Raw genomic sequence first — 15,079 nt, forward strand, 5'->3', positions numbered from 1 at the left:
TGCCGGCGTTCGCCTCAATTGGAGGGGCGATCGCCGGCAAGACGTTGTTGCATCAGTTCTTGCCGGCAGTGCTATCATGGCCATGGCCGCCATGGTCGTGGCCGTCATGGCCGCCGCCCAGGCAATTCGAGTCGCTGGAGCCGCAACAACGGCCAGCCCACCAGTCGTTGGTCTGGGTGTTGGAGCAGGTGATGGTCTGGTCGGCCATCGCCGATCCGGCCAGGGACGACACCGCGACGGCGGCGAGGAAAGCGTTACGCAGAAAAGCAGTCATTTGAAGTCTCCGTGATTGGATGGTTGGGTTCGTTTACGGCTGTGTGTCGCCGGCGCAGACGATTTGGTTCACGAAGACTGTGAAATTTTTTGAGACGGTGCAGTTGGCAACGCTGGCGCTGCCCCTTGTTCGCCCGGCAGGGCAATGAGGGGCGGCGTTGGCCTACGATGTGAAGCAGCTAAGCGTGCTGAAACTTTACTGAACCGCGCCGACCAGCACCTGCTGGCCACCGCGGATCGAGACCCAGCGGCCGGTGTTGTCGATCGCCTGCCGCTTGAGGAAGCGGTAGCCGGTGGCGTCCCAGATCTTCACCTTGTCGGTCAGATTGTCGAGGACGTAGTCGCCTTTGTCGGTGCGCACGGTCAGCACCGCGTGGCCTTCGCCGTCCGGCTTGCGCACGACGGTGATCAGCAGATCGGCCAGCGACACGCCCGAGCGAGAAAGCTGGCGGCGCTTTTCCAGGACATAGTCCTCGCAATCGCCGACGCCCTTGTCGGGATAGGCCCAGACTTCGTCCTTGCCGTAAATGTCGTAGTCGCTCATCGGCTTGACGGCGGCGTTGACCCTTGATGTCACGCTGATCAGTTTGCGCATGAAGGCGTCGGTCATCGCGGCAGGGTTGAGATTGCTTGGCCGGATCGAGCATTCGCCCGGATGGGACTTGCAGAAATCATAATGGCCGATCGGCTGCGAGGTCATGCCGCCGGTTGCCATGGCGCCGCCCGCCGATGCCGGCGCCACCCAGCATCCCAAAACCGCCAGCCCTGTTGCCGCACACAAGCGCAGCGTCCGTGCCATCGCTGAGGAAGTCATTGTCCCCGTTCGCCCTTGTTGTTAACGAAAGGTTAAAGGGGATTTACAGTCCGTGTCAATTATCGGGGGAGCCAGATTCTCCAGCATGGTTACCCGCGCCCGCCCGACAGCGTCTATTGTGCAACAGAAGGCCTCTGGCGTGCGAAATCGACCTGCTGCTGCAGGCAATGCACGCCACAGCCGTTTCGAGCCTCAACCCTTGGCGGAGCGGACCAGCCTGGGTTTCACCGCAACGCGGTTCTGGCGGCCATAGCTGGTGATGAAATCGACGATGCGCGGCACGATTTCGGAGCGGAAACGCGAGCCGTTGAAGACGCCGTAATGGCCGACGGCCGGCTGCATGTAGTGGGCATGGCGGTCGGCGGGGATATTGGGGCAGAGGTCATGCGCGGCCTGCGTCTGGCCGAGACCGGAAATGTCGTCGTTCTCGCCTTCGACCGTGAACAGCGCGACGTTGCGGATCGCCTTGGTGTCGACCACCTCGCCGCGATGCATCATCTCTCCCTTGGGCAGAGCATGGCGCACGAACACCGTGTCTACGGTCTGCAGATAGAACTCCGCCGTCAGGTCCATCACCGCCAGATATTCGTCGTAAAAATCGCGGTGCTTCTCGGCATTGTCGCCGTCATGCTTGACCAGGTGCATGAAGAAGTCCTTGTGGGCGATGATGTGGCGGTCGAGGTTCATGCTCATGAAGCCCGACAGCTGCAGGAAGCCCGGATAGACCTCGCGGCCGAAGCCCGGCACCGGCCAGGGCGCGTTCATGATGACGTTGTCGCGGAACCAGTCTATGCCCTTTTCCTTGGCCAGAAGATTGACCGCGGTCGGGTTGCGGCGGGTGTCGATCGGCCCGCCCATCAGCGTCATGGTCGAGGGCACGAAGGGATCGCCGCGCTTTTCCATCAGCGCCACCGCCGCCAGCACCGGCACGGAAGGCTGGCAGACCGCCATGACATGGGTGTCAGGCCCCAGCGCATGCAGCATGTCGATGATGTAGTCGATATAATCGTCGAGGTCGAAATGGCCGTCGGTCACCGGCACCATGCGGGCATCGACCCAGTCGGTGATGTGCACATCGGCATAGGGCAGCATCGCCTCGACCGTGCCGCGCAGCAGCGTCGCGTAATGGCCCGACATCGGCGCCACGATCAAAAGCTTGGGATCGGCCTTGCGTCCGGCAGGCACGGATCGCTCGAAGCGGGTGAGGTTGCAGAACGGCTTCGACCATACCGTCTTTTCGCTGACCTCGACGCTCTTCCAGTCGACCACGGTCTTGGTCAGGTCGAAATGCGGCTTGCCGTAGCGACGCGTCGTGCGCTCGAAGAGTTCGGCGGTCGCAGCCACCGAGCGGCCCCAAGGCGTGTGCGAAAACGGGTTGAGCGGATTGGTGTAGAACAGCCGCACCGCATCGGCATAAAGCCGCGCGGGCTGCAGGGCGGCATGGTTCATTTCGTAGAGCTGGTAGAACATCAGGTACTCCGCAGCTGCCGTGACCGAAGGGACGACGAGCAGCGCCGAGCCTTGAATGTCTCGCGCGGAGGTTAACAAGATATTGCTGCGATGCAATACGTCACGTGGCGTGACATATGCCATTCTTTGGTCCAAGGCGTTGAGAATCCGCCTTGAACGGCAGCAGCCGGCTCACTGTGCAGCTGCGAAACGCACAGCTGTTGGATATACGGGGGCAGGCTGCGTCCGGCCCGAGCGGGCCGGACTGGACAAAATCAGACGCGCGCCATGCAGACGGACGTATGGCCCGAACCGATGAAGCCGAGCTGGCTGGCGGCGCCCTTCGACAGGTCGAGCACGCGCCCCTTGATGAACGGACCGCGATCGTTGATGCGCACGATGACGCTGCGGCCATTGTTCTGGTTGGTCACCTTCAGCTTGGTGCCGAAGGGCAGGCTGCGATGCGCGGCGGTCATTGCCGACGGGTTCATGCGCTCGCCATTGGCGGTCCGGGAGTGCAGCGCGTACCAGGAGGCACGGCCGCATTGGCCGGCGGCGGAGGAGGCGGATACGCCGGCCATCAGGCCAGCCGCGATCGTTACCGCGACAAGCGCGGTCTGATTTATCTTCTTCATGTGGGGGGGATGGCTCCGTTTTGGACAGACCCCAGCCGTTAAGTGTCGAATAAGGCAGGAAATGCGGCAGACATCTGGCGGTTCCGTGGCACTGGCACACGTTTGGAGTCACAGGGAAACAGTTTGTTAGGGATATTTCGCAGCCGGCTGCCGTATCGTTCGTGATATTTCGGGCGCGTTCACAGATGCCTTGAGCAAGGCAAGACGTTATATTGCAAGTAAAAGCACACGCGATTGGACACCGTCCTTTCGCTCATTCATCACGGCCATGGCGCAGCTGACGATCGACTTGGGGAAGGATTCTCGGCGATGAGACTGTTCAGATATCTGCTGGCCCTGATCGTGCTGGCCATCGGCGCGCTGTGGTCGATGCAAGGCATTGGCTGGGTCGGCGGCAGCTTCATGACCGGCCAGTCGCAATGGCTATATATTGGCATCGTCACCATGCTGGTCGGCCTGCTTGGGCTGGGATGGGCCAGCCGCTCGCGCACCTGATCAGCAGGATCGCGGTGGGATCCTGATCAGGATTAGCCGAACAGCTGGTCCAGAATCCTGCCTTCCAGGCGGGCGAGCTCGACGGAGCCGCGCCTGCGCGGTCGCGCCACAGGTATGTCGAGGTCGAGCGCGATCCGGCCTTGGTCGATCACCACCACCCGGTCGGCGAGCGCAACCGCCTCGGCGACGTCATGCGTGACCAGCACGGCGGTGAATTTCTGCTCGAGCCAGATGCGCTCCAGAAGCTGCTGCATTTCGATACGGGTCAACGCGTCGAGCGCGCCGAGCGGCTCGTCCAGCGCCAGGATCTGCGGCTGGCCGATCAGCGCGCGCGCCAGCGCCACGCGCTGTTTCTGGCCGCCGGACAGCACCGACGGCCATTCGTCGGCGCGATCGGCAAGCCCGACCTGGCCCAGAATGTCGAGCGCGCGCCGCCTGGCTTCCGCGCCGGCGGCAAGCCCGGTCAGCCCGACCTCGACGTTTTTCACCACGCTGGCCCAAGGCAACAGCCGCGGTTCCTGGAACATGAAGCGCGTGCGGTTTTCTTGCCCGGCGCCTTCGGTTTCCGGCCCGAATGTAAGGGATCCGCCCGTGGGACGGTCGAGCCCGGCCAGCAGCCGCAACAGCGTGCTCTTGCCGCAGCCGCTCTTGCCGATGACGGCAACGAACTGTCCGACCGGCACATCGAGATCGATGCCGTCGAGGACGACCTTGTCGCCAAAGTGTTTTTCCACACCCTTGAAAGCAAAGGCGCGCGGGCTGTCGACGGCTGGCGTCGGGCGTGACGGCTCCGGCGTGGCGACGAAGGAACGGACGGCGGCGAGGCTGGCGGCGGGCATCGAAACCCCTCAGGCGTTCTGGAAGGCGGGATGCCAGCCGAGCGACAGCCGCTCGAGCAGGCGGGCGAAGCTGTCGGCAAGCTTGCCGAGCAGCGCATAGATCAGGATCGACAGCACGACGACATCGATCAGCAGGAATTCGCGCGCCTGCATGGCCATGTAGCCGAGGCCGGAGCTGGCCGAGATGGTCTCGGCGACAATCAGCGTCAGCCACATGATGCCCAGGGCATAGCGCAGCCCGACGAAGATCGCCGGCAGCGCGCCGGGCAGGATCACCTGAAAGAACAGCGCGCGGCGGTCCATGCCGTAGACGCGGCCCATCTCGACCAGCTGCGGGTCGACGCTCTGGATGCCGAGCAGCGTGTTGACGTAGATCGGGAAGAACACGCCGAGCGCCACCAGGAACAGTTTGGCCTCCTCGTCGATGCCGAACCACAGGATGACCAGCGGGATCAGCGCCAGATGCGGGATGTTGCGGATCATCTGCAGCGTCGTATCGGTCAGGCCGCGGCTCAGCGCCGACAGCCCGTTGGCGAGCCCAAGCGCAAAGCCGATCGAGCCGCCAATGGCAAAGCCGGCCAGCGCGCGCAGCGTGCTGACGCCGATGTTTTCGATCAGCTCACCCGACAGCGTCAGGCGCCAGAAGGCTTCGGCCACCGCGCTTGGCGCCGGCAGCACATTGGCCGGCATGACGCCTGCGCGGGAGGCCACTTCCCAGCCAACAATGACCAGCGCCGGCAGCACCCAGCCGATGCCGTTCTGTTTGACGCGCCGGGCCAGACTCATGACGAGGCCTGCAGGCGGTTGGCGCCGTGGAAGCCGACTGCGAATTCATTGGCGATGTTTTCATGCGCTTGCGCCCGCCTGGTCCCGAGCCCAAGCCGCGGGAACAGAAGCTCGGCGACACGGTAGGCTTCCTCAAGATGGGGGTAGCCGGAGCCGATAATGGTGTCGATGCCGATCGCCTGATACTCGCGGATGCGCTCGACGATCTGCTCCGGTGAGCCGACCAAAGCCGTGCCGGCGCCGCCGCGCACAAGGCCGACGCCGGCCCACAGATTGGGCGAAACCACCAGCCGGTCGCGGCGGCCGCCATGCAGTTCGGCCATGCGCCGCTGTCCCACGGAGTCCATTTCCTTGGTGAAGCGGGCCTGGGCATTTTCGATCTGAGCGTCGGTGACGTGGCTGATCAGCCGGTCGGCGGCGCGCCAGGCTTCTTCCTCGGTCTCGCGCACGATGAAATGCAGCCGGATGCCGAAACGCAGTTTCCGGCCGCGCCGTTCGGCCTTCTTGCGCGCAGCAGCGAGCTTCTCGGCCACCTGCGCCGGCGGCTCGCCCCAGGTCAGGTACATGTCGACGAGGTCGGCGGCGAGCTCCTGGCCGGCATCCGACGAGCCGCCGAAATAGAGCGGCGGCCGCTCCTGTTGCGGCAGAAGGTCGAGGCGGCCATTGTCGACGCGGTAGTACTTGCCGTTGAAATTGACGCTCTGGCCCGACACCAGTGCGCGCCAGATGGTCAAGAATTCCTGCGCCTGGGCATAACGCTCGTCATGCGGCAGGAAGACGCCGTCGCCGGCAAGCTCGGTCGGGTTGCCGCCGACCACGACATTGAGCAGCAGCCGGCCATTGCTCAGCCGGTCGAGCGCTGCCGTCTGGCGCGCCGCAAAGGTCGGCAGCGTCACGCCGGGCCGCAGCGCCACCAGGAATTTGAGTTTTTCGGTCAGCGCCGCAAGGCCGGAAGCGGTGATCCAGGAATCCTCGCAATTCTGCCCGGTCGGCAGCAGCACGCCGGGAAAGCCGAGCCGGTCGACGGCCTGTGCGATTTCCTTGAAATAGGCAAACTCCGGCGGGCGCTGCTGCTGCTCGGAGCCGAGGTAGGAGCCGTCGCCATGCGTCGGAATGAACCAGAAAAAATCGAGCGGCCTGGCTTGCGAACTGTCTGGAGCGGTCATGGCGCAATCCCTGAAGCTTGGAAACGGCAAAAGGCGCCGGACGTTTCCGCCCGGCGCCGCACGAAAAAAGTCAATTGCCCGGCGCGGACCAAACGGCGTCGGAGATGCGCACCGCGTTGGGGATCAGCTTGAGCTTGTAGAAGCGGTTCGCGGTCGCCTGCTGGCCGGCGATGATCTCGTCGGAGATCGGGAAGATGCCGAATTTGCTGCGCTTGGCGGCGATGGTCTGCGCGTCGAGCGGCACGCCGGTCACTTCATGCAAGGCCGCGGCCACCTTGTCGCGGTTCGCGTCCGCCCATTTCGCCGCCTCGCCGAGGGCCGCGATCGCCGTGGTGACGACTTCGGGATGCGCCTTGGCGAAATCCTTGTTGCCGACAATATAGCTGTTGACCTTGAGCACGTCGCTGGAGCGCGCCAGCACGCGCGGCTGGTAACGTGTCTCCGCAATGGCGAAGAACGGATCCCACACCGCCCAGGCGTCGATCTGGTCGCTGGCAAAAGCGGCGGCGGCGTCCGCCGGGCTGAGATAGACCGGCGTGATCTGATCGAAGCCGACGCCGGCCTTGTCCAGCGCCGCGACGAGAAGATTATGGGCGCTGGTGCCCTTGCCGACGCCGACGCGTTTGCCCTTGAGCTCGGCGAGCGACTGGATCGGCGATGCCGGCTTGACGAAGATCGCCTCGCCATCGCCATTGGAAGGCATCGCGGCGACATAGACGATGTTGGCCCCGGCCGATTGTCCGAAGATCGGTGGCGCGTCACCGGTGTATCCGACATCGATGGCGCCGACATTGAGCGCCTCGACCAGCGGCGGCCCGGCGGTGAACTCGACCCATTTCACCGCGACGCCCTTGCTGCTCAGCGCCTTCTCGACCACCTGCTGCTGCCGCGCGATGACCGGCAGACCGGTCTTCTGGTAGCCGATGTTGAGCTGCTTCAGCTCCTGCGCCGAAGCACTGAGCGACAAGCCAACGCTCGCCGCCACAAGGCCGATGCCGAAAACACGTCTGGTCAGGCTGAACATGATCCCTCTCCTTAGCTGCGAACCGGCGCCGGGAAGGCTCCCTGCCGTTGGATGAGGGCCAAGGCTAGGTAGTTCTATAAATTTAGTAGAGGAATGGAGTTGCGAGTTGGCGGCGAGAAGAGGAATCATTTTCTTCTGTTGGAGGGACAGCGCCCCCCTCTGTCCTGCCGGACATCTCCCCCACACGGGGGGAGATCAGATGTCGCTTCGGCTTTCGCTAATCTCCAACGTCGCAAATAGGCTAGGCGCCGAAACAGCCAATCTCCCCCCTCGTGGGGGAGATGTCCGGCAGGGCAGAGGGGGGCGCGAAGGATCGCGATGCTCGCTTAGCGCCACTCCTCAATGCGACCAGTACTCCCAGGCCCAGTAAAACCCCTCGTCGCGCGGCGGTAGGCGGTCGCGGTCGGCGTCGAGCTGCACCGGGGCTGGCGATTTCGGCTGCGGCTCAAGCAGCGGGTTCTCCCGCCAGGCGAGCAGCCAGTTGCCGAGATGGGCGAACAGCACGGCGGTGGATTGGGTCATGACATCACTCCGTTTTGTCGACATGGTCTTGTCTCCTGTGAGGGGTTCAGCTCATGGCCGGCATCGAGCCTCTGGCGGCCCGGTTTGTCATTCGCGTCCCGCCCACGGAACCAGCTGACGCTCGATCCGGCGGATGGTGAATTCCAGCACGAAGGCTATTGTCGCGATCACCAGAATGCCCATCACCACCACGTCGGTGACCAGGAACTGGGCGGCCGACTGGATCATGAAGCCGAGGCCGCGCGTTGCCGCCACTAGCTCGGCCGCGACCAGCGTCGACCAGCCGGCGCCGAGCGCGATGCGCAGGCCGGTCAGGATCGACGGCAGCGCGCTGGGCAGGATCACGTGGCGAACCACTTGAGCCCGCGTCGCGCCGAGCGACCGCGCCGCATCGATGCGCTCCTTTGAGACGCTGCGCACGCCCGACGCCGTCGACAGCGCCACCGGCGCTAGCATGGCAATGGCGATCACCAGTATCTTTGACGGCTCGCCGATGCCGAACCAGATGATGACCAGCGGCAGATAGGCGAGCGGCGGGATCGGCCGCAAAAATTCGAGCAGCGGATCGAAGATGCCGCGCCCGACCGTCGAGATGCCGATGGCCAGCCCGACCGGCACGCCGATGACGATGGCCGCGAGCAGCGCCGCGAACACGCGGCCGAGGCTGGCGACAATATGCTGGAAGAGTGTGGCGTCGACGAAGCCGTCATTGATGACGACGATGAACTTGGTCCACACCGCGGCGGGCGATGGCAAAAACACCGGCGACACCAGCTGCAGCCGCGCTGACAGCGCCCACGCAGCCAGCACGACCAGGATGGTGGCGGCGCTGACCGCGCGGGAGGAGATCCGGCTGCGCTTAGGCCTTGGCCGCGACCATGGCACCGAGATGGCATCGGTCTCGCCGGCCTTGACGGTCGGCCGCTCGTTGTACGCGGTGACGCTCATGCCGCCTCTCCTTCGAAGATCGCGTCGGTCAGGTCGGCTCGCGCTGCGGCAAAGGCCGGATCGGCCTTGATACCCCTGATAGGTTCACCCGAGGCGTAGCGCCGGCTGAAGCCGGTCTCGAATGTCCGCACCACATGTCCGGGTCCCGGCGCCAGCACGACAATGCGTGTGGCCAGCACCAGCGCTTCCTCGATGCCGTGCGTGACCATCAGCACGCCGACCTTGGCTGCCGTCCACAGATCGAGCAGCGTCGTCTGCATGCGCTCGCGCGTCAGCGCATCGAGCGCGCCGAGCGGTTCGTCGAGCAGCAGGAATTCCGGTTCGGCGGCGAGCGCCCGGGCGAGGCCGACACGTTGGCGCATGCCGCCGGACAATTCCCAGATGCGCTTGTCGCCGACGCCTTCGAGCTTGACCAGCGCCAGCAACTCGTCGGCGCGGCGCGCCCTTTCCGCTTGCGGCACACCGCGCAGCCTGAGCGCAAAGGCGACGTTTTCACGCGCCGTCAGCCAGGGAAACAGCGCATCGTTCTGGAACACGACGGCCCGGTCGGAACCAGGGCCGGTGATCGGCCTGCCGCCGGTCGTGGCGACACCGCGCGCCGGTTCGACCAGGCCGGCGGCAACGTTGAGCAGCGAGGTCTTGCCGCAGCCGGAGCGGCCGACCAGCACGACGAAATCGCCCTTGGCGACATCAATGGAAACGCGTTCGACGGCCGGCTGGCCGTCATAGTGAACCGACACTTTGTCGAGGACGAGATGCGGCATGAAATGGGCTCCGGAAGAAATCCGCCTGCCCCGAAACCGCTCCTCGTTAAGCGGCTCCGGGACAGGCAACACGCGGCGTCAGGGAAGAAGAAACCGCGCGTGTCACGACAGCGCCGCGTGGCCGCCAGGGCACGCAAAGGACGCTCTAGAACTCAGCTGTCAGTTCGAGGCGAGAGCCTCGGTCACGTATTTCGACGACACGTATTTCGAATAGTCGGGCAGCACGGCGTCGATCTTGCCCTGCTCCTTAAGGAAAGCCGACGCCGCCTCGATCGCCTTGACCGTGCCGCCACCGAGGAATTTGTCGGACGCCTGTTCCTCCAGTGTCGGGAAGACGTAGCCCTTGAGCAGCTGCGGCACTTCTTCCAGCTTCGCGCCGGTGATCTTGGCAATCTTGGCCGCTTCCGGCGAAGACACCGACCAGGCGTCGGGCTTGGCCAGGAACTGGGCGTAGGATTCGCCCGTCACCTTGACGAAGTCGCGCACGGCTTCGGGGTTCTTCTCGGCAAAGTCGGTGCGCACGATCCAGGCGTCGAAGGTCGGCGCGCCCCAGGCGGCAACCTGCGAGGAATCCAGCACCACCTTGCCTGTCGTCTTGATCTGGCCGAGCGCCGGATCCCAGACATAGGCCGCATCGATGTCGCCGCGGGCGAAAGCGGCGGCGATCTCCGGCGGCCGCAGATTGAGGATCTCGACCGACTTCGGATCGACCTTCTCGTGCTTCAGCGCGGCAAGCAGGCTGTAATGCGTGGTCGACACGAACGGCACCGCCACCTTCTTGCCGGCGAGGTCGGCGATCTTCTCGATGCCGGAGCCGTTGCGGGCGACCAGCGCTTCGGACTCGCCGATCAGGCCGACGACGAAGATGGTCTGGATCGGCAATTCGCGGCTGGCGGCTGCGGCCAGCGGGCTCGAGCCGACATAGCCGATGTCGACGGAACCGGAGGCAACGGCGGCGATGACATCGGCGCCGGAATCGAATTTGCGCCAGTCGATCGTGGCCTTGGTCGCCTTTTCATAGGCGCCGTCGGCCTGCGCTACTTTCGAAGGTTCGACCACCGTCTGGTAGCCGATGGTGATCTTGAGGTCCTGCGCCTGGGCCGGGCCGAGGAAGGCCGCACCCGCCAGGGCTGCCGACGACAGGAGGACAATGCGTCGCGAAATGCTGGACATGAAAGGCTCCATAAAAGAGAGAAAAACCGGATGCCTGTTCATAGTCAGCTAATTCTATCGTTCTTGTAGAGTTAAATCCTTCCAAGCAAAGCGGGCTTGTTAGAAAAAAGCCACCGGCCGATACCCGTCAATGAACCGCGATCCTCTACGCGCGATCGTGTAGAGCTGGCGCAAACGCACACCCGGTCGTCTCGGCCGACCCAAAGAGAGCCTGTCATGCTGGTACGCCTGACCATGATCTGCAGCGGTGCAACGCCCGCCACGCGCAAAGGGTCATTCCCCCTCGACGAGGGGTTGGAGCCGCAATCCCTGGCGTTGGCGGAAACGATGACCCTGCGCCGCGCCGACCGGGTCTGGACCAGCCCGGCGCTGCGCGCCCGCCAGACCGCCGAAGCGATGGGGCTCAAACCCTCGGTCGAGCCGCTGCTGGCCGAGCAGGATTTTGGCCGCTGGGCCGGCAAGGGTTTCGCGGAGGTGCAGGCACTTGATCCCGACGGCATCGCCGCCTGGCTCGGCGATGCCGAGGCCGCTTCGCATGGCGGCGAGTCGCTGGCCGATGTGGCGCGTCGCAGCGCGAGCTTCATGGACGGCCTGATCCAGACGACCGGCCACACCATCGCGGTGACGCATGCCGGTGTCATCCGCGCGGCAATCGTCCATGTGCTTGGCGCGCCGCTTGCGGCCTGCCGCAGGATCGACGTCGAGCCGCTCAGCCTCACCGATTTGCGCAGCGACGGCCACCGCTGGATGCTGCGCTCGAGCGGTGTGCCGGTGGCCAAACCCGGCAAGTCCGCCGGACCACAAAGCGACACGCCGGAGACCTGACATCGGGCGAAGCGCCACGGGGCCGGTGGTCGGCAGCCGGCGTTTCCGCTGATCCGGCGACCGCGACAGGAAATTCCCGGCAAACTCCCGAATGTCGCAAATCCATGCTGCAAATGGCGGACGATTTGAAAACACGTTCCGCGTGTTCAGGGGTAAGTATAGTAATCTTATCGACATTAGGGAACTGGAACAGCCACTTATCGCTACGATCGCTCGCTGCTGGCTGTGACCTTAACGGCACAAAGCCCTGCTAAAGTGGCCTCTGCGGCGTGAAAACACAGCAAAATCAAGGTTTCTCGGCTTGTATATCATGTCACTAGAATTTATGTGTCGAAGCAGCTTGCACGCGGCGGGGAGGCACGTCAGGCGTTTCGCAACCGATGGTTTTGAGCCATCGCCTGACAGAGAAGCATTCGCTCTATGCTCACCAAAAAAGGCAAGTACGGGCTCAAGGCGCTGGTTCACCTGGCGCAATTGCCCGTCGGGCAGCTCGCCTTCGTCGGCGACATCGCCAGCGGCAACAACATCCCGAAGAAATTCCTCGACGCCATTCTCGGCGAATTGCGCAATGCCGGCTTCGTCCAGAGCCGCAAGGGCAAGGAAGGCGGCTATCGCCTGGCGCGCCCGGCCGACGAGATCAAGGTCGGCCATGTCGTGCGCGTGCTCGACGGACCGCTGGCACCCATCCCGTGCGCCAGCCGCACCCAGTATCAGCGCTGCGAAGACTGCAATGAGGCGACATGCCAAGTCCGACATCTGATGCTCGAGGTCCGGCAGGCCATCGCCGAGGTGCTCGACCAGCGCACTTTGGCCGAGATGCGCGACATCGTCATCGACGACCTTCCCGTGACGCAGAAGGTCCTCGCCTGATCCTGAGCGTGCGCGCATGAGTGTCGGGCGCACCAATTCCATCATCCCCAGCTCGATCATCATTGTCGGCGGCGGCGCCAGTGGCGTCGTGCTGGCCGCGCATTTGTTGAAATCGGCGAATCCCGACCTGCGCGTCACGCTGATCGAAAAGCGTCCGCATTTCGGCCAGGGCATCGCCTATTCGACGCTGCTGTCGGCGCATGTGCTCAATGTCAGCGCCGCGGGGATGAGCGCCTATGCCGACGATCCTGGCAATTTCTGGCGCTGGCTGCAGGGGCGCGGCCTGGTGAGCCAGGACCAGACGCCGCAGACACCATTTTATGCGCCGCGCAGCGTCTATGCCCGCTACCTCAAGGAACTTTTGGACGAGCTGGAAGCGCGCGAAAAGGAAACCGGGCGGCTGCGGCTGATCCGCGAGGAGAGCCTGTCGATCTCGCCGACCTCCTCCGGTGTCGAGGTGGCGCTGGCCAACGGCACCAGTGTTGTCGCGCATCTGGCGGTGCTCGCCACTGGCCATGACGAGCAGCCCGGCGCCGGCCAGGGCCACGCCATCCGCATGGGAACCGAGGCCGACACCGCGCTCGACCCCGACGCAAGCGTGCTGGTGCTGGGCACGGGCTTGAGCATGGTCGACGCCTTCCTGTCGCTCGAACAGCGCGGCCATCGCGGCGAAATCGTCGCCGTGTCGCGGCGCGGCCTGCTGCCCTCGCCGCACCGCAAGGGCAATCCGATCAAGCTCGACGTCGCCGACATTCCGCTCGGCACGCAATTGTCCTATTTCGTCAGCTGGTTCCGCGACCTGATCCGCGAAAACCAGAAGGCCGGCATCGACTGGCGCGACGTCGTCGACGGCTTGCGGCCTTTCAACCAGAAGATCTGGCAGAACTGGCCGTCCTCGGCCAAGCGCCGCTTCGTCGAGCACACCAAGGCCTGGTGGGACATCCACAGGCATCGCCTGGCGCCCGAAGTGCATGCCCGCGTCACCGAGGCGGTGCGCACCGGCCGCATCCGCCCGGTCGCCGGCCGTGTCGTCGGCATCGAGGCGGGCGATGGCTTCGCCGTCGAGATCCAGTCGCGCCACACTAAGGCGCTGGAGACACTGGAGGTCGCTCGCATCTACGATTGCACCGGCATCGCCAGGGATATCTCGACGACGTCGAACAGCGTCGTGCGTTCGCTGGTCGATCGCGGCCTGGCGCGGCCGGACCCGCTGCGGCTCGGCCTCGATGTCTCAGCCAAATGTGAAATCATCGCCGGCGACGGCACCGCTTCGGCCAAGATCCTCGCCGTCGGCCCGCTGACCCGCGGCACCTTCTTCGAGATCGACGCCATCCCGGATATTCGCGTGCAATGCGCGCGGCTGAGCAAGCAGTTGCTGGGGTAGACCGGAGCTGTATCCCCAAACGGCGAATGTCGCGCACCCGATTTCAGGCTGGCTACCCGGGCGGCAGGCAAAAGAATGGCCGGTGCAGGGGATGCTTGGGTTGAAAAGCGCACTGCACCGGCCATTGCGGGATTAGGCTTGGATTTTGGGATCGTCGCCCCGCACCGGCCAAGTTACATACATATTAGCCATAGCTCAATTACGACTGAAGTCCCTAACGTGAGGGAACATTTGGACACTATTTTGGGGAAGTGCGTCAGAACCAAAAAGAGAGCGTTCAGCCGCCCAATGCCTCACACACCAGGCGCGCGGTTTCAGCGCCGGAAAAATTCTGCTGTCCGGTGATCAGGTTGCCGTCGCGCACGGCAAAGCCGCGCCACAGTCCGGCCTGGATATAGTTGGCGCCGATCGCCTTGAGCTCGTCCTCGATCCGCCACGGCATCAGATGCTTGCCGCGCTCCATCGCGCCCATCGCCCAGGTCGCCTCGTCGGCGAAATCCTCCTCGGCATTGGCAAAGCCGGTCACCGTCTTGCCGGCGGCGAGCAGCGCGCCGTCGGCGCGCCTGGCATAGCGCAGCAGCGCGGTGCCGTGGCAGAGCGCAGCCGCCACCTTGCCGGCTTCGTGGAAGGCGACGAAGGTCTGTTGCAGCGTTTCTGCGCAGTCATAGCTGAACATCGGCGCCTGGCCGCCGGCCACCACGATGGCGTCGAAGCGCTCGACATCGAGCTGGGCCACCGGCCGGGTCGTCTCGATCAGGCTCATCAGTTTCGGGCTCGCGATGAAGCCGAGCGAGATCAGGTCGGTCTCGGAATAGCCCGAGGGGTCGCGTGGGTCGCTCAGCGCATCGGCTTCGCATTTGCCGCCACCGGGCGAAAAGATCTCGACGGCATAGCCGCGCTCGGTGAAGGCGAACCAGGGATGGGTGAGCTCACTCCACCAGAAGCCGACCGGCCACCCGGTCGTGGTCGACACCGCCGGGTTGGCGATGACGATCGCCACCCGCTTCGGGTTTCGCGCATTGACCGGATTGGGGTCGTGGACGCTCATTTTCGTTGCTCCTTCCATGAAGCTGTTGCCGACAAGCTGCCGCGCCGCACCCCCGCCATCTGGG

At 64.5% G+C, this 15,079-nt stretch carries 17 protein-coding genes; 4 read left to right on the forward strand and 13 right to left on the reverse strand.

Annotated elements, in window-relative coordinates; translation table 11 throughout:
- Positions 1-52: 52 nt before the first annotated feature.
- From AC1DYC_RS22580 to AC1DYC_RS22595, 4 genes are all read right to left on the reverse strand, one after another.
- On the reverse strand, positions 53-274 hold the full coding sequence (locus AC1DYC_RS22580; RefSeq protein WP_477410030.1) for a hypothetical protein: 222 nt from the start codon (positions 272-274) through the stop codon (positions 53-55).
- Positions 275-469: 195 nt separating this feature from the next.
- Positions 470-1,087: a transglutaminase-like cysteine peptidase gene (locus tag AC1DYC_RS22585; protein ID WP_477410031.1), complete on the reverse strand. Its 618-nt coding sequence runs from the start codon at positions 1,085-1,087 to the stop codon at positions 470-472.
- A 192-nt stretch (positions 1,088-1,279) separates the two neighbouring features.
- Positions 1,280-2,557: a polyhydroxyalkanoate depolymerase gene (locus AC1DYC_RS22590; RefSeq protein WP_477410032.1), complete on the reverse strand. Its 1,278-nt coding sequence runs from the start codon at positions 2,555-2,557 to the stop codon at positions 1,280-1,282.
- A gap of 254 nt (positions 2,558-2,811) precedes the next feature.
- Positions 2,812-3,171: a septal ring lytic transglycosylase RlpA family protein gene (locus AC1DYC_RS22595; RefSeq protein ID WP_477310999.1), complete on the reverse strand. Its 360-nt coding sequence runs from the start codon at positions 3,169-3,171 to the stop codon at positions 2,812-2,814.
- Positions 3,172-3,480: 309 nt separating this feature from the next.
- Between AC1DYC_RS22595 and AC1DYC_RS22600 the strand changes: the two genes are divergently transcribed.
- Positions 3,481-3,666, forward strand: coding sequence for a hypothetical protein (locus AC1DYC_RS22600; protein ID WP_477310997.1), 186 nt, complete (start codon positions 3,481-3,483; stop codon positions 3,664-3,666).
- Between the two features lie 32 nt (positions 3,667-3,698).
- On the opposite strand, the gene AC1DYC_RS22605 is transcribed toward AC1DYC_RS22600, so the two are convergent.
- The 8 genes from AC1DYC_RS22605 to tauA form a co-directional block, all read right to left on the reverse strand.
- Positions 3,699-4,505 carry an ATP-binding cassette domain-containing protein gene (locus AC1DYC_RS22605; RefSeq protein ID WP_477410033.1) on the reverse strand — a complete coding sequence of 269 codons (807 nt, stop codon included), beginning with the start codon at positions 4,503-4,505 and terminating at the stop codon, positions 3,699-3,701.
- Positions 4,506-4,514: 9 nt separating this feature from the next.
- Entirely contained in the window at positions 4,515-5,291 is a 777-nt protein-coding gene (locus AC1DYC_RS22610; RefSeq protein ID WP_477410034.1) for an ABC transporter permease subunit, read from the reverse strand.
- Complete coding sequence (gene ssuD, locus AC1DYC_RS22615; RefSeq protein WP_477410035.1) at positions 5,288-6,457, reverse strand: FMNH2-dependent alkanesulfonate monooxygenase; 1,170 nt, start codon at positions 6,455-6,457, stop codon at positions 5,288-5,290. Before ssuD ends, AC1DYC_RS22610 begins: the two co-directional genes overlap by 4 nt.
- Before the next feature lie 70 nt (positions 6,458-6,527).
- On the reverse strand, positions 6,528-7,481 hold the full coding sequence (locus AC1DYC_RS22620) for a sulfonate ABC transporter substrate-binding protein (protein ID WP_477410036.1): 954 nt from the start codon (positions 7,479-7,481) through the stop codon (positions 6,528-6,530).
- Positions 7,482-7,820: 339 nt separating this feature from the next.
- On the reverse strand, positions 7,821-8,003 hold the full coding sequence (locus AC1DYC_RS22625) for a hypothetical protein (RefSeq protein ID WP_477410037.1): 183 nt from the start codon (positions 8,001-8,003) through the stop codon (positions 7,821-7,823).
- Positions 8,004-8,090: 87 nt separating this feature from the next.
- On the reverse strand, positions 8,091-8,951 hold the full coding sequence (gene tauC / locus AC1DYC_RS22630; protein ID WP_477410038.1) for a taurine ABC transporter permease TauC: 861 nt from the start codon (positions 8,949-8,951) through the stop codon (positions 8,091-8,093).
- The gene (locus tag AC1DYC_RS22635; RefSeq protein WP_477410039.1) at positions 8,948-9,715 is read right to left on the reverse strand and encodes a taurine ABC transporter ATP-binding protein; all 768 of its coding nucleotides are present in this window, start codon (positions 9,713-9,715) and stop codon (positions 8,948-8,950) included. The genes tauC and AC1DYC_RS22635 overlap by 4 nt, the downstream gene beginning before the upstream one ends.
- Positions 9,716-9,874: 159 nt before the next feature.
- Positions 9,875-10,888, reverse strand: coding sequence for a taurine ABC transporter substrate-binding protein (gene tauA, locus AC1DYC_RS22640; protein WP_477410040.1), 1,014 nt, complete (start codon positions 10,886-10,888; stop codon positions 9,875-9,877).
- A 216-nt stretch (positions 10,889-11,104) separates the two neighbouring features.
- Between tauA and AC1DYC_RS22645 the strand changes: the two genes are divergently transcribed.
- The 3 genes from AC1DYC_RS22645 to AC1DYC_RS22655 all read left to right on the forward strand — a co-directional run bounded on the left by AC1DYC_RS22645 (position 11,105) and on the right by AC1DYC_RS22655 (position 13,967).
- A complete protein-coding gene (locus AC1DYC_RS22645; protein WP_477410041.1) occupies positions 11,105-11,713 on the forward strand; it encodes a histidine phosphatase family protein in 609 nt (202 codons plus the stop codon).
- A 420-nt stretch (positions 11,714-12,133) separates the two neighbouring features.
- On the forward strand, positions 12,134-12,583 hold the full coding sequence (locus tag AC1DYC_RS22650; protein WP_477410042.1) for an RrF2 family transcriptional regulator: 450 nt from the start codon (positions 12,134-12,136) through the stop codon (positions 12,581-12,583).
- Positions 12,584-12,599: 16 nt separating this feature from the next.
- The gene (locus AC1DYC_RS22655) at positions 12,600-13,967 is read left to right on the forward strand and encodes an FAD/NAD(P)-binding protein (RefSeq protein WP_477410043.1); all 1,368 of its coding nucleotides are present in this window, start codon (positions 12,600-12,602) and stop codon (positions 13,965-13,967) included.
- A 277-nt stretch (positions 13,968-14,244) separates the two neighbouring features.
- Here AC1DYC_RS22655 and AC1DYC_RS22660 read toward each other — a convergent pair whose 3' ends face one another.
- Positions 14,245-15,015: a type 1 glutamine amidotransferase domain-containing protein gene (locus AC1DYC_RS22660; RefSeq protein WP_477410044.1), complete on the reverse strand. Its 771-nt coding sequence runs from the start codon at positions 15,013-15,015 to the stop codon at positions 14,245-14,247.
- Positions 15,016-15,079 lie beyond the last annotated feature (64 nt).

This window comes from Mesorhizobium sp. P2_E7 (assembly GCF_056403855.1).